7 protein-coding genes are annotated in these 15,184 nt (G+C 67.3%); 1 reads left to right on the top strand and 6 read right to left on the bottom strand.

The genetic code is table 11. The features are described 5' to 3' along the window. Positions 1–297, top strand: a 297-nt coding sequence (locus tag BM064_RS25480) for a transposase domain-containing protein (RefSeq protein WP_143103463.1), incomplete at its 5' end; no start/stop codon positions are given. 332 nt (positions 298–629) lie between these two features. Here BM064_RS25480 and BM064_RS25485 read toward each other — a convergent pair. From BM064_RS25485 to BM064_RS25510, 6 genes are all read right to left on the bottom strand, one after another. Beyond that, positions 630–3,221, bottom strand: a complete 2,592-nt coding sequence (locus BM064_RS25485; protein WP_092866071.1) for a DEAD/DEAH box helicase — start codon at positions 3,219–3,221, stop codon at positions 630–632. 254 nt (positions 3,222–3,475) lie between these two features. Next, the gene (locus tag BM064_RS25490; protein ID WP_092866074.1) at positions 3,476–6,871 is read right to left on the bottom strand and encodes an AAA family ATPase; all 3,396 of its coding nucleotides are present in this window, start codon (positions 6,869–6,871) and stop codon (positions 3,476–3,478) included. Beyond that, on the bottom strand, positions 6,868–8,061 hold the full coding sequence (locus tag BM064_RS25495; protein ID WP_092866077.1) for a metallophosphoesterase family protein: 1,194 nt from the start codon (positions 8,059–8,061) through the stop codon (positions 6,868–6,870). Before BM064_RS25495 ends, BM064_RS25490 begins: the two co-directional genes overlap by 4 nt. 9 nt (positions 8,062–8,070) lie before the next feature. Next, a complete protein-coding gene (locus BM064_RS25500; protein ID WP_245779289.1) occupies positions 8,071–13,995 on the bottom strand; it encodes a DUF3320 domain-containing protein in 5,925 nt (1,974 codons plus the stop codon). A 513-nt stretch (positions 13,996–14,508) separates the two neighbouring features. Then, on the bottom strand, positions 14,509–14,910 hold the full coding sequence (locus tag BM064_RS25505; RefSeq protein WP_092866080.1) for a helix-turn-helix domain-containing protein: 402 nt from the start codon (positions 14,908–14,910) through the stop codon (positions 14,509–14,511). Beyond that, positions 14,910–15,155 carry a helix-turn-helix transcriptional regulator gene (locus BM064_RS25510; protein ID WP_092866083.1) on the bottom strand — a complete coding sequence of 82 codons (246 nt, stop codon included), beginning with the start codon at positions 15,153–15,155 and terminating at the stop codon, positions 14,910–14,912. Before BM064_RS25510 ends, BM064_RS25505 begins: the two co-directional genes overlap by 1 nt. Positions 15,156–15,184 lie beyond the last annotated feature (29 nt).

Here is a 15,184-nt window from a genome sequence, read left to right on the forward strand (position 1 = left end):
CGCCACTGGGACGGCCTGGTTCTGTTCTTGGGCGACGGCCGCATCGAGATGGACACCAACCCGGTCGAGAACGCGATCAGGCCCCTGACGCTGAACCGCAAGAACGCGCTCTTTGCCGGCCATGACGAAGGCGGGCGGGCCTGGGCCCGCATCGCCTCGCTGATCGAGACCTGCAAGCTCAACGGCGTCGATCCCCTCGCCTGGCTCACCGCCACGCTTGAGGCCATCGCCGCCGGTCATCCCAACAGCAGGATCGACGACCTTCTCCCCTGGAACTTCCAGCCCTCGTCAAGCTGACGGCAGCAGGGCGCCCTCGAACCGCTTACATAAAAACTATCCGTTGGCAAGAAGGACGACGTCGAGGTCGAACGCAATGTCGTGCAGCAAGTCGATTAAACGGAGGTGAAAATAGCTCAGTCTCAGACTTGAGGACGCCGTACCGGCCTATACAAGACGGTCACCGGCTCGTCTCTCGTCGGGGTTCGGCCCACTCGTTCCTATCATTCGCGCATTCTTCTGCGGTGTCGGCAAGAAACTCATGGCTCGGTATATTCAAGTCACTCGTTGTCGGTGAATAGTCCTGGTACTTCCTCGGCACTCAGTCGAAGGGAGCCGGAGGCCAAAATTCGTTACTTACTTTGAATCGTCATTGCGTCGGCAGCGATTGGAAGCGAAACGAGAATGGTTTCAAGGGTTCGGCCCTTATTCGACAACTCATCGGCCGCATTCATACGCCAGAAAAGGTCGCCATTTGGCGGAAGCGACGTTTTCAATGTTCGAATGATCCCGATCGTCTCCCTTGCCCAGGACCTGAAATCATCCAGAGACCAATAGCGAGCTTTTCTCAATGCCGGCTTCGCACCATATCCAGCGGTTGTACAGGGCGTCACAATGACTGAAACTATGTCAAGATTTTCCGCCTCTGGTTCATTCTCCTGCATCCAGTCAGGGTGCAAGGCCGCTTGCTTGGCTTTGGTGGGGCTGAACACAGTGGTAGCCTTCCCATCCGCATGATCTTCGAACACAATGCCTATCGCCGCTCCAAGCCACCAAGGATCGGGCGCGGCGTCGCCCTTGCCATTTCCCGTGACGAAGCCAAGCAACTCTCCGAGTTGGCGTTGGCCTTCCTCAAATGTCTTCGGGGCGGTTAGATTGTCGAGAATCAACTTGGCGCGCTTTTCGAATTTGTGCTCGCTTGCCGTTCCCAGCGCCAAAAGCACATTCTCCAGTCGCTCGACCTGAACTGTCACGTCCTCCGAAGGCGTTTTCTCCGCCGCTGCGGGAGAGGCTTCACCGCGAGTAAGCTGCGCGAGCCACGGGACACTTGGCGCTGAGTCCTTGGCGGCGGCAAACTGTTCGCGCGCCGCTTTGTCCGCACTATCGTCCAGATTTTTTGAAAGCATCTGACTGACGGAACCGGCGAGATAGTGCCAGAGCGCACGATATCCCTGTAGCTTCGGCGCAGTCAGCTTCGACGTGACGGCGCGCGCCTCCATCAACGCTCGCTCAAAGTCTTGAGACCAAATCGCCTGCTGATAAGCAACCTCATGCCGGACGACTGCTTCCAGTTCGTCCATGGCGGGGTATGGGTTTTGTACCTTGGTGGCGGCGTCGCTGACGATCTCGCTGTTGGCCTCGTCCCATCCTTCATCATTGTCGAAGAAGCTCTTGAATGCCTCCATGAAGTCTTTCGGAGCTGCATCCTTTGACTGATAAACCCCGAAATCCAATTCGGCTTGGAGTTCCGGGTGGAAATGGCGCCAGTTACGGTCGTCGGCGAGATAATCGAGGAGTTCGTGCCCGGTGACAAAAACGGCGGACCGATCCTGCAGCGCGCGCGTACATCGACCAGCCGCCTGCAATACGCGTGTCTGCATACGTTCATTGAGCAGCGCCGACGCACCCATTTTGCTCATCAAGAAACGTTCCTGAGCGTTGGTCGCCTTGGGCAAGCCATCAAGACACAGGAGGCGGCATTCATCATTGGGAAAATCGATACCGTCGAAACGGCCGGCCATGATAGCGGCCGCTTTCTTTGATCTGACGAACTCCTCTTTGGATGTCTCGATGTCATCAGCGCTGAATATCTCGAAATCATCTTCGTCTTCGAACTGCTTGGCGATGGCGTCCGCCGCGATGGCGTTCGAGGTCAAGACGACCGAGCGACCGGCATATTTCTGCATCTGTTTTCGGAGCTTCTCACAAGCTTGGGGCTCCAGAGACAGGCCGGGGAACACAAAGAACCGGCGTCCAACGCCGGCTTTCCGAAAATCTTCGGGTGCCTCAATACGCGCAATCTTCACCCGTCCAGTCAGGCGCTCCAGATCGCCACCTGCGCCGAGAGTTGCTGACATATAGACCCGCTGCTTCGCATTGTGAAACGGCGCGTGCGTCCAGGTTGGAGGCACCAGTGGCCGAATGAGAATTTCCCGGGAAGAGAGGTAGATATGGCAGGCGTGAAGGTGATCGCGGAGCAACGGCCATGTAAAACGGATGTCTTTGCTGGCGTTGTTGTTGGCGTCTAAGGCTGCAATCAGTTGGGGTGCGAGCTTGTTAACGGTCGCCGTCGGAAGTTTGTCGACCCAATTCGCGTCGAACTGGTCCTGCCAATCGCCTGTGAGGCGCGCATAGGATTGGCCACTGATATAGGGCTTAATCACACTAGCTAGGGCAGCATGGAGCGAAGATAGAGGTCCCTCCGCAGAGGGTATTTCAAGCGACCACATTTTGGCGATGTAGTTCTCCGCCGCATGTGCATCGTCTAGAAGGATCGCATCGGGATCGCTAAAAAACGGCGATGCGTTGAAGAGGCTAGAATAGGTGGTAACCGCGATCTTCGCGCCAGTCCTATAGTCCGAAACATCGCCGGGAGAGTAGTCGCGATGGGATCCAGTGAAGCCAACGGCATCAATGCCATACTGCTTTTCGGCCTGCGCCACCGTCTGGTTCACCAATTGACGGGTCGGACACAGATAAACTACTCGATCCTTGAACTTGCGCCGCCGCCATTCGGCGATAAACAATCCGACGAGCGTCTTGCCGCTTCCCGTCGGGAGCTGCATGGCCACGTCGGAGCTGCGAGACATATCCTCAGCGTATACTGAGAGCATGTCCTTTTGGTGCGACATCGCATCAGGAATGCTGCGGCGCGTGAGTAGCGGCAGAAGTCCAACCGGCGTGGAAGGAGCCGTGCTGGTGGGCTTCTTTTTTTTGAATGCCATTTAAGATTGAAATGTCCGATTCGTTGACGACTTACGCTTGAGGGTCGTCGATATAGAGCTTGGCTGCAAGATAGCCTGCTCCCCCACCGCTGTTCCAGCTTGTTCCGCCGCCTGCCATGCTACGACGCAAAATGAGGGCGGATTTCAAATGGGCCTAAATGTCGGCTGCCAGACCAGCGGCATGGCTGGCGAGCAACCGCAGCGAGCGACCGCTTCCCGCCCGAAGCCGCCGACTGGTTTCTCTCTTTTTTGTCCTAGAAGCCCAAGCAACTGGCACCTGGGATAATGTGCCTGGCCAGTTCAACCAGGTGTCGATGGTGCGTGAAGACAATGGCCTGGCCCTCCCGGCCCATTTCCGCGGACAGGCCCAGCGCGGCGCGCGCGCGATCGTCGTCGAAGGTCTCGTGAACGTCATCGGTCACGAAGGGCAGCGGTCCGAAACGGGTCGAGAACGCTGCGTAGCCCGCCACTCGAAGCGCGAGATAGAGCTGCCCTCGGGTTCCGGTGGACATGGCCTCGGCGGGGACGGGTTCGCCGTTGCGAATGCCAACCAGGCGCTCGGTTCGGCCGCCAGGCTGAACGTCGAGGCCGGACCACTCGCCGCGGGTCAGATGAACGAACGCGGCCTCGGTCGCCATGAGCATATCGCCTCGGCTGTCGTGGCGGAACCGGCGCAGGGCGCCGCGCGCAGCCATGTGGCCGAAGGCCTGCGCGGCCTTGAGGCGCGCCTCCTCCCGAACACCCTCGAGGATCGTGGCGCGCTGCTGATCCAGGTCCGCGCCGCCGGCCGCCTGCATCGCCTGGTGCAGCGAGGCCTTCGCCTCGCCGCGCGCCTGGAGCGCCGCGTCGCGAGCCTCGCCGGTCTCGTGCAGCACGGACCGCAGCTCGTCGCTGCGCAGCGGGTCGGCATCGTCCTCTTCAAGCCGCAGCGCCTCGGCGTCATGCCCGGCGCCTGCCTGGTCGTGGTCGGCCGATAGCTGGGCGAGATCCCGGCGAAGAGCGTCCCGCGCCTGCAGCGTCGCCAGCGTCTCGGACGGCTGGGAGAGGTCAATGCCCTCCTGCCCGGCGAAGGCGCCTGCGATCGCCGCGTCGCTTCGCGAGATCGCGGCTTCGTGGGCGCCGATCGCGGTTTCCGCGTCGGCGAGCGCGCGGGCGACCTCCGCGATGCGCTGCGCCGTCTTGCGTGCGGCGCCGGCCCTGCCGCGCGCCCTGGCGATCAGCTCCGCGACCCGGGCCTCGGGATCGAGACCCAGGAGACCGGCGAGGTCCCCGGCCATCTCCGCGAAGCGTTCGAGCGCCGCGTTCATGAGGTCGATGCGCCGATCCAGGTCCTGCGCTTGGCCATGCAGTTCGGCCAGCTCCTGCAGGTCGTCCATCGCCGCGAGCAGGGCCTGGGCAGGCCGGTCGGCGCACCACAGGCCCGCGACGGCCGCCGTGTAGGCGGTCCGGCAGGCCTCCGCCGCCTCCGCCTTCTCGCGCAGGTCCCGGTTCAGGCTCTCCAGGGTTCCGGCAGCGTGCGTCCGGGCGCGGGAGGCGTCGGCCTGCCGGTCCAGCGCCGTTTTGCAGCGCCGGGCCGCGGGGTCCAGCCGCGCATCGCCCAGATCGATCTCGCCCCCCTCGGCCGCCACGAGCGCCGCGGACAATCGCACGAGCGCCCCCCGCCGTCTTTTCGAGGCGGCCTCGGCCGCCGCTTGCGACGCCTCGGTCAGGAGACGCGCGTCAAGCGCGCCCGCAAGCGCCATGCGCCGTTCGCGGAACGAAGCGGGCGGCGTGTCGCCGGCCAGCCCGAGCCGCGCAGCCATGACGGCGGCGTCGCGGCGCGTGGCCTCCAGCGCGGCGCAAGCGTCATCCCATTCCGCGCGCCGCCGCCGGGAAGCGGCGTCATGACGGGCCAGGTCATGGGCGACGGAGGCCAGCTCGATGCGCTTTTCCGCGGATCGGGCGTGGCGGTCTCTGGCCTCGTCATCGCGAAGCATCTCGGCTTCGAACGCCCCCGCCGAGGCGTCGTCGAGCGAGGCGCGGTGCCGCGTCCAGGCGGCGTCGCGCGCGCCCCGCGTCCGCTCGATCTCATCGTCGGTCGCCACGTCGCCGCGGTCCAGCAACGCCGCCTGCCGGGCGCGGGCGTCGGCGCAGATCTCCTCCGCCTCGGCCAGCCTGGCCTGCGCCTCCCGCAGGGCGCGATCCGCCTCGGTCGCGGCGGCTGCGACGGCCATCGCTTCGGCTTCCGGGGGCAGACCGGCCTCCGCGATCGCGCGCCAGTCGGCCGGAAGTCCCGCCGCGGCGCGGTCCGAGGCGAGCCGCAGCTCCTCCGCCTGGCGCGCGGCGGCTTCCGGATCGTCTCTGAGACGGTCGAGAGCCTCGAGCGCATCTCCCAGGGCGTCCCGGCCCTCCGGCATGGGGATCTGCGGACCGAGCTCGGCCTCGGCCTTGTCGCGCAAGCGCGCCGTGTCCTTCAGTCTCGCCTCCGCGTCGCACAGGTCCTCGGCCCGTTTGCGCAGCGTCGCCAGGGCGCCGCGGGTCAGTCTTACATCTTCCGGCGATGCCCCGGGGCCTCCGATGGCCTCGGCCAGTTTCACGGCGTCGCGCTGCAGCGCCGCCCGCGAGGCGCGGCGGGTCTCGATATCGGCGGCGGCGGTCTGCACGCGCGGGAGGAGATATTCGCCATCGTCGAAGCGCGCCTCCTCCAAGACGTCGAGGATCACCGCGACCTCCAGGCCGGCAGGATCGGCCGCGATGCCCTCCGTCGCGACGCGGGCCTCCTCTGCCCGGCGTCGCGCCTCGGCGAGGCCTTCGGCGGCGTCATGCCTGCGAGCGACAGCCTCGGTCACGGTCCTGATCGCGTCGGCGGAAAGCGGCGGGCCCTGCGGATGCGCCGCCAGGGCGCGGCCGAGCTCGTCCATCCTGACCCGGATCCCGCGCCTCTTGTCGGCCGCCTCGCGCAACGCCAGGCGCGCCTGCGCCTCGGCGAAGGCCCCGCCCGTCTCCTTCAGGTCGTTTTCCGCGGCCTCGAGCGCGTGCCGCAGCGCATCGAAGCGACGCGGCTCCAGACGCGACCCGGCCAGGCGGGCCTTCAGATCCTCAAGCTCGCGCATCGCGGTGCGAAGCGCGGTGGTGCGCCCGCCTTTCCTGTGGAAGGCGTCGACCTCCTTCTCGATCGCGTCCAGCGTGTCGGACAGGCCCGAAAGCCCCGACATGCCGGCATGCAGCAATCGGCCGAGATCGCCCTGGGCGCGGGAGATCTCCTCCCCGCCGCGGTTCAGCTCCGTCACATCGAGCGAGAACCGGGTGCGGTAGGCGTCGCGGTCAAGCCCGTGAAGAAGGGACTTCAGGCGAAGCTCCTCCACCTCGCGTCCGTTCGCATCGGTCAACGAGCCGTTCTGCGCGCCGGTCCGGCGAAGCTCGAGGACCTCGTCCCCGGCCTCCAGAACCGCGCCGACCATCATCTCGCTGCGCTGGAAGCGATAGGCGTAGGGATGCTGCCGGGGGAAACCGAAGAGCAGGTCGAGCCAGGCGGCGAAGGCGGTGCTCTTGCCCGCCTCGTTGTCGCCGTAGACTATGGCGACATCGCTTTCGGCGCCGCGCTCGCCGAAATCGAGCGAGCGGGTCTCGAACTTGCCGTAGCGGATCAGATCCAGTCGGCGCAGCCTCATGTCCGGCCGGCCTCCGCAGCGAGGCGAAGGACCGCCATCTCGACGCCCTGCTCGATCAGCCCGTCAAGCTCCTCCGGGTCGAGCGCGTCCCGGATCTCCACGGGCAGGGCCCTGCGCCATTCCTCCAGCAGCTTCGCGGCCTCGTCGCGAAAGCCGGGGGTGGCGGCGTCCTCCTGCATCATGCGCGAAAGCTCGGCGACGGCGCCCGGCGGCGCCGCTTCGCCCGACCGCACGAAGCGCACGGTCTCGATATGCACGTCGTCGAGCCCATCCGACGCCTCCTCGGCCAGGGACCGCGCGAGGTCCGGCTCGCCCGCCAGGGCGCCGGCGCCGGCGAATTCGACGCGGGCGGCGAGCGCAACGTCGGGCTGCGCCTCGGCCGCGAGGCTTTCCGCGATGCGCTCGATCCGCTCGGCCTGGCTTTCGGCGGTTCCGAGATCGACCTGCACCGTCGCGAAGCGGATCAGCCGGATCGGCACGGGTTCCGCCCGCGCGCCGTCGAGGTCGAGGGTGACAAGCGTCGCCGATCCGCCGCCGATCTCCCGGATGCTGCGGCCCTGCGGGATCCCGGGCATGACGGCGAGGCTGCGCTCCCCCCGATGCTCGGAGCGCAGGTGGATGTGGCCGAGCGCCCAGTAGTCGTAGCCGTGGGCGAGCAGGTCGGCCTCGGCGCAGGGCGCATAGCGATCGTGCCCCGCCGCGCCGCCGAGCGACGTGTGCATGAGGCCGAGGTTGATCCGGCCGGGTTCCGGCGCGGGGTAGCGCGGCAGCAGGCTCTCGGGCACGTGGCGGGCGCCGAAGCCAAGGCCGTGGATCGAGGCGTCGCCGATGCGGAAGGTCGGCGCAGTCTCGTCAAGGAGGATCAGCGACTTCGCGACGGGCCCGTAGCGGTCTAGGTCGAGCAGCGCGTCATGGTTGCCCTGGATCGCCAGGGTCGGAATGCCCGCACGGTCGAGCCGCCCGAGCTCCATGGCGAGAGCCGCGCGGCTGGCGACGTCGGGGACCGAGCCGTCGAAGACATCGCCGGCGAGCAGGAGAGCGTCGACCTGAGCATCGATGGCCGCGTCCACGGTGCGGGCGAGCGCCAGGCGAGAGGCGTTCCTCAGCCGCGCCGCGAGTTCCGGGTTCTTCAGCGCCTGCGCGCGCAGCGGCGAGTCGAGATGCAGGTCGGCGGCATGGAGGAACTTCATCGCCGCGCCTCAGTCCCCCGCTTCATCGCACCAGGCGCGGACCTGATCGAGGTAAGCTCGGGCATCGCTGCTGAGCCTTGCGATGCCGAGCTGCCGCGCGAGATCCAGCGTCGGGTCCTCCGAATACGCCAATTCCTTGGAATGGGCGTCGATCACGGAGGCGATCTCGGTGCGCGAAACCTCGCGGATCGCGCGGTCGTCAAGGCCCCGGAAGGGCGTGCGGTCCGCTCGGCCGTCCTTCGGCCAGACGAAGGGAGTCCCGAATTGGTCCTCGACCAGGACGTCGCCGAGCATCGATTCCACTCTTGTCGCGATGCGACGGCCGGTCTGCTGCCAACCATGCGCCCGCGCGACCTTTCTGGCGAGGCGCGACAGAGGCAAAGGAGCGTCGCTCGCGACGATCTCGGCGATGAAGGCGCGCAATGTGGGCGAATAGCTCCACTCGAAGAAATGGTCCGGGCTCAGCTCGACGGCCGCAGTGGGAGGTTCGGCCGGGCGAACGGGCTCGGATCGACGCGATTGCAGCTGGTCAGTGAAACCGTCGGCGAAAAGGTTGGACGACCGGCTCGGTTCGGCCGGAGGCGGCAGGCAATGCGGCTCGTCCACCGAAAGCTCGTCTTCATCGACCTTTTCAGCCGGGTCGTGTCCCGGGCTCGAATCCTCGTCGAAAGGCGCGGGGAGAAGGCGTTGCGGCTCGGCAGGCTCGGCAGGCTCGCCCGCCTCTTCCGCCCCCCTCTCGGCCTCCGCCTCGCGCGCCCGCCGCTCCCGATCGTCCTCCAGAAGCATGGTCAGCGCCTCGTGGACGCGGTCGGCGACGGCGGCGGAGTTGCGGAACCAGTCGGTCGACCAGACCCGAAGGATCGTCCAGCCCAGCCCTTCCAGAACTGCCTGCCGGACGTTGTCCCGGTCCCGCGCGGTAGCGGAGGAATGGTACTGCGCGCCGTCGCATTCCACGCCCGCGAGGTAGGCGCCGGCGGCGTCCGGGTGGACGACGCCGAGGTCGATGCGGAAACCGGAGACGCCGACCTGCGTCCGGATCTCCCACCCGCGCGCGGCAAGGGCGTCGGCGACCGCCTGCTCGAATACGTTTTCGGCCAGACCCTGCGATCCAAGATCCTGCGCCGGCAGGGCGACGACGCCGCGCTCGGCGTAGTCGAGGAAGGCCTTCAGGTGATTGACGCCCAGCGCCCGCGTCCGCCCGAGGTCGATCTGCTCTGCGCGGATCGAGGCGAACACGTGAAGCTCCCTCCGCGCGCGGGTAACGGCGACGTTGAGACGTTTCTCGCCGCCCTCAGAGTTGAGCGCGCCGAAGTTCATGGTCAGCTTGCCGGCGAGGTCGGGGCCGAAGGTGATGGAAAACAGCATCACGTCCCGCTCGTCGCCCTGGATGTTCTCCAGGTTCTTGACGATGACCGGCTCATCCCGCTCGTCCGCGAAGAACCATTCCAGCCGTCCGTCGACGCGGCGGGCCTCGTCCAGCAGGTCGAGAATCAGCGCCTGCTGCTCGCCGTTGAAGGTGATGACGCCCAGCGTCGGGCGCGACGCCTCCGGCAGGTCGAGCCAGTCGGTCAGCCGGGCGCGGATCATTGCGACGATCGCTTTCGCCTCCGCCGCGTTCGTGCGGCCTTTGCCGCGGGCGTAGGCGCCGTCGACAGGGTGGAAACGCAGCGCCTCCGAGCCGGTGGTCGGCGCGGGGAAGGTCACGAGACCGCCGCCGTAATAATGGTGGTTCGAGAACGCGATCAGCGCCTCGTCCCGGCTGCGGTAGTGCCAGTCAAGCCGACGGGTCGGGATGCCGGCGCCACAGACCTCGTCGAGGATCGAGGGCATGTCGCGCTCGATCTCCGGCAGGTCCCCGTCGCCATCGTCGGCACGGCCGAAGAAGTTCGTGGGCGGCAGCTGCTTCGGATCGCCGACGATGATCGCCTGCCGGCCGCGTGCGATGGCGCCGATCGCATCCCAGGTCGTGATCTGCGAGGCCTCGTCGAAGATCACCACGTCGAAGGCGGCCTGCCCGGCGGGCAGATACTGGGCGACCGAGAGCGGAGACATCAGCACACAGGGCGCGAGCTTGGAGAAGGTCGTCGGCATCTCGGACAGCAGCGCGCGGATCGGCATCGAGGGCCGCTGCAGCCCGAGCTGGTGGCGCAGCACGCCGAGCTCGGACTTTCGCGGCGCCCCGTCGCGCGTCGGCAGGTCGTGGGCGATGCGCCGCATGACCTCGGACGGCGCGAGTTCCGCCGCCTTGTCGTCGAGCGCCCGGAAGGTCTCGATGGCGTTCTCGTGCTCCCAATGGGCGAAGCGGCGGAGACGGTCGTCGGCATCCATGGCGAGGGGCAGCCACCACGCGGCGTAGGCGCGGGCGAAAGCGTCGGGCGCAGGTGCCGAGAGCTTGCGCGCCTCCAGCGCCTCGACGATCGGGCCGAGGCCCTGCGCGCCGGCGGCGTCGCGGGCCTGCACCCACCTGGTCCAGTCCGAGAGGGCGTCGCGATTGGCGCGAAGGGCGTCGAGCTCCTGCTCCAGCTCGCGCAGCGACCAGCCGGAGGGGTCGCCGCGCGATGTCTCGCGGAAGGCGGTCATGGCGGCGTCGAAGGTCGTGGCGGCGTCGCCCAGCCGCTCCAGCTCCGCCTTCATGTCGTGACCCGGGCCCGCCGACAGTTCCGCGACGGCTGCGCCGAAGGCGGCGGGATCGTCAGCCAGCGGCTTGAGCCGGTCGACCGCGTCCCGGAACGCCGCGCGCTGCGCCAGCAGGTCGTCCAGCGCGCCGAGATCGGCGTGATCCGGCAGGCGGGTGAGCGGCCTGAGCGGGTTGGCGTCGAGGTTCGACAGGACGGATTTCGCCTCCTGCAGCGCCTTGAGATCCTGCGCAGGATCGGCGGCGCCGCCATCGGCGTAGGTCTGCAGCAGCTTGCGGATGCGTCTCCGGGCGAGGGCGGAGAAGGGCCAGAACTTCGTCTGCGCCTGCCGCCAGTCGGCGTCCAACTGGTCGAGAGGGATCCTCGCGATCTCCTTCGCGGCATAGCGCGCCGCCATCCGTCCCCTGGCTGTTTCCAACGCCGCGAGGTCCGCGCCCAGTCGGTCGCGCTGTTCGGCCAGCGCGGCGTGCGGGAGGTCGGGCACGCCTGAGAGGTCGCGGGCCGATGGCAAGGCGCGCGGGCACAGCGACTTCAGAAGATCGACGCGTTCGGCGGCGCAGGCGGGATCGGGGGTCAGGCCCAGCCGGGCGCCGACAGCGGCCGTCCGGTCGCGCAGGTGGCGAGACGCGGCGTCCAGCGCTTCGGCCACTTCGATCAGGCGCGCTTCCCAGGCGAAGGACCAGTCATCAGTCGCGACGAGCCGGAAGACCGGCCGGCCGCCGACGGCGTCGTGCGTGCGTTGCAGGTCGCGGGCGAGCGTGATGAGATGCCGGAAGCTCTCCGCGTCATGCGCGTCCTTCGAGGCGAAGCCCAGCGACACCTCGGGCAAGCCGGACGCGGTCATGCCGATCGCGTCGAACACGCTGAACCCCTGCGTGCCCGGCCGGTGCAGCGCCTCGACATAGCCGTTGAGCTGGTCGCGCGTGACGCGAAGGGTCTCGGTCACCTCGACCCATTCGCGCTTGGGGTCGGAGGCGACGCGATCCCAGCTGCGTCCCAGCTGCGTGAGAACCGCCTTGCGATCCGTCTTGTTCGAATGCAGCTCGAGACAGGCGTCGCCCAGCCCATGCGCCTCCAGCCGCCGATGCACGACGTCGAGCGCGGCGGCCTTCTCGGCGACGAACAGCACCGTCCGGCCGTTGGCGAGGCATTGGGAGATGATGTTGGCGATCGTCTGGCTCTTGCCCGTCCCCGGCGGCCCGATCAGGACGAAGTCCTGGCCCGCCGCCGCCGCGACGACCGCGGAAAGCTGGGAGCTGTCGGCCGGCAGCGGGGTCAGCAGATCGCTGGGCGCGAGCCGTCGATCGAGCTCCGCCGGTTCGAACGCGCCTTCGCGCGCCTCCTGCGGGATCTCGAAGCTTTCGCCCGGGTTGTCGACCAGGTGGCGGACCAGCCGGTTCTCGCGCAGCTGGTCGGTGCGGTCGACAAGATCCTTCCACATCAGATACTTCGAGAAGGAGAAGGTCGAGAGCGCCAGTTCCTCCACGACCTCGAAGCCCGCAACGTCGCGCACCTTTTGGCGCATGATCTCGAGGATCAGCGGCACGTCGATGCCGCTGCCGTCTCGCGGAAGCTCTTCCTCCAGCTCCGGGATGCGCAGGTCGAAGTCGCGCTTCAGGAACTCGAACAGCGTCGCGTTGATGCGGACGTCGTCCTCGTGGTCGGAGATCCGGAACTCCGACTGCGCCGACCGCCGCTCCAGCTTGACGGGCGCGAGCAGGATGGGCGCGCGATAGCTGCGCGTATCGCCCTCGGTCTTCTTCCAGCGCAGGAACCCGGCGGCGAGGAACAGCGTGTTGGTCCCGCCCTCCTGCATGTCGCTCTTCGCTTTCCTGAAGAGCGTGAGCAGGCGGTTGTTCATCTCCTTCGACGTGAGCGGGACCGCGATCTGGCGGCGGGCGAAGGCGTCTCGAGCGACCTCCTCCTCGATCCTGCGGCGGTCCTCGGGCGAGACGGTGCGGGCGCCGATCGGATCGTCCTCGCGCAGCGCGAGGGCGGTGAACTTCCTGCCGTCCGCCAGTTCGTCTTCCAGCGCCGCCACGTCCGGGCAGAGGAAGGGCAGGGACTGCTTCGAATCCTTGAAATTCAGAAGCCGGTTGCGCAGCGACAGGTCGAGCAGCTTGCGCTGCCAGCGCTCGATCCGGCCGAGCGGCGTGTCGGGCGCCTCGTCGCCCAGTTCATCGGGCAACAGACCGAAGTCGATCGGCTTCGGAAGCGCGGCCGGCGCGGCGACGTCCTCCTCCGTATTGCTCGCCACGGCCTCGCCCTCGGTCGCCAGCGGCCGGATCCGGGCCGCGCGCGCCCGGGTGACGTCGATCGCCATCACGAACTCGCTCTCGCGATCTTCCGACAGACGCCTGCGGCCTTCGTCGACCGCGTGCTCGAAGCCGATGGTCGGCCGTTTCGTCATCAGGGTCGTTTCGACCGGCACGAACTCCTTGGCCTGAACCGCCTTGCGAACGGCGACGACGTCCGGCTCGGTCAGGTGGCCGAAGTCCCGCTTCCGCAGCCAGACGCCGACCCAGGCGTGGCCCTGCGAGAAGAGAACCGCCGGGTTCAGCCCCGCCGCCTCGTAGGCGGCGGCCAGCAGCAGCGAGGAGTCGAGGCAGGTCGCCAGCCCCTCGGCGCGGATGCGTCCGGGCGAGCGGACCTTCTGACCCTCGACCTCGAAGGAGGCGGGCGGCATGGCGTAGCTCAGCCCCATGCCGGTCGCCGCGGACCAGATCGCCCCGGCCAGCAGCCAGGCGCGGCCGGGGTCGCCGGACTGGTAGCCGTCCAGCGCGCCGTCGTGCCCTGCGCGTTCCAGGATGCGCGAGGCCTCCTTGAGGAGGCCCGCGACCACGGCGTCGTTCGGGGACACGAAGGCGGCGAGCAATTGCGCCATGTCGCCCAGCCCGCCCCATTCGTCCCGCGCGAGCAGTTCGATGCGGCGGCGCTCGACGATCTCCTGCGTCTGCGCGCTCTCGACGGAGAAGATCAACTCGCCGATCTCGGCCTCGTTGAGGGCGGAGAGGCGACCGATGTCCAGCTCGGTGGCGAGGTCGGTCAGCGTGATCTCGGCGCCGGGCGCTAGGCGGTCGATCGTCCAGGCCTTGGCGCGGACCACGTCAGGCTCGGCGCTCGCGCGGACCTTGATGTCCGTCTGCGCGACCTCGGAGCCGTTGGTCAGCCGAACCTCGTGCAGCATGGCCACGTTGTTCTGGGCGGAGGCGAAGTTCACCCTCTTGGCGCAACGGATAGCGACCGTCAGGGCGGGCGCGTCAACGTCGCGGGGCGAGGCTTCGGAAATGCTCTCCACGGGGAGTCTCCCCCTCTCTATTAACTTAAGCGAAGATGAACAACCGACTGACGGCGGTCAACCATGGGGTTGCGTCCGAACCCACACTGCAATCGTCGGCAGCCGGACACAAAGCATCGATTTCCCGGTCGGCCTTCCGTTCGCAAAAGGGGCCGCGCTTGAAGCGCGGCCCTTGCCTGTCGTCGGCGATCGCTCTGTTCGGCCAGAGAGCTTTGCTTTGCCACGGCTTCTCGAACCCGTTCCGGCTTCGACCCTCCCCCCCCCGATTTTCGGCTCGCAGGTTTTTTCGGCTGTCCCCGCCGGTCGCGTCGTCAGCCCATCCGAAGATTTCGCTCCCCCCGGCCCCTTCGCTCCCCCTCCCCATGGTATATAGAAGCGGCCGGTCTCGGGACCCGTCGGATCGCCTCGAACCCCTCTGATGGGTTCCGAGGCGGGCCCGGTCGAAGAAAGTTGGGCGCGAGGCGATCCCGTCGGACCGAGATACTGGACCGCCTCGGGACCGAGTTCTGTTTTTCAGCCTGCGAGCGACGGGTCTTTCCGCCAGTCGTGCGTCGGCAGATTGCCGTTGCAGGCCTCGGTCGTGATGCGGAACTCGGTGGCTTTCCGACCGTACCAGTCGCCCTGCACCACGACCACGAGGAAGCCCTTCCGCTCGAGCTCCTTGAACGCCTTGGCGACGGTGGACTTGCCGAGACCAAGGAGCTTCGACGCTTCGCGCTGGCTCAGCCGGAGCTGGCCGTTGTTCCCGCCGTTGAAGCGTGACCGAAGCTCGAGCCAGACCTTCGCCGCGGGGCCGCTCAGGCTGCGCCATTGCCTGTGATGGACGAACACGTAGGGGAGCTTCATGTACTGGCCCTCGTACTTGCTCCGGCCGGTGCGGTCGGCGCCGTTGTAGGACTTCTTCCTCTTGGCCATCAGTTGGCGTCCTTCTCTGCAGCGGTCGGAGCGGTCGAGCGGGATGCGCGCTCGTGGAAATCGCATGCGACCCGCCTGGCTCGCATGAAGGCGTCGATATCGGCCCGGGCGTACCGGACGCAGCGTCGGGAGACCGCGACATAAGGCAGGCCCTTGCCGCTCATCCTGTCCTTCGCGAGCTTGGACACGGAGATGCCGGTGAGCTCCGCGGTCTCCGCGGCGCTCAAATAGGTTCTAGGGATCATGCTACCCTCGGGTTGAGTGAGAATCGCAT

It is taken from the genome of Albimonas pacifica (assembly GCF_900113695.1).
Classification (GTDB): Bacteria; Pseudomonadota; Alphaproteobacteria; order Rhodobacterales; family Rhodobacteraceae; genus Albimonas; species Albimonas pacifica.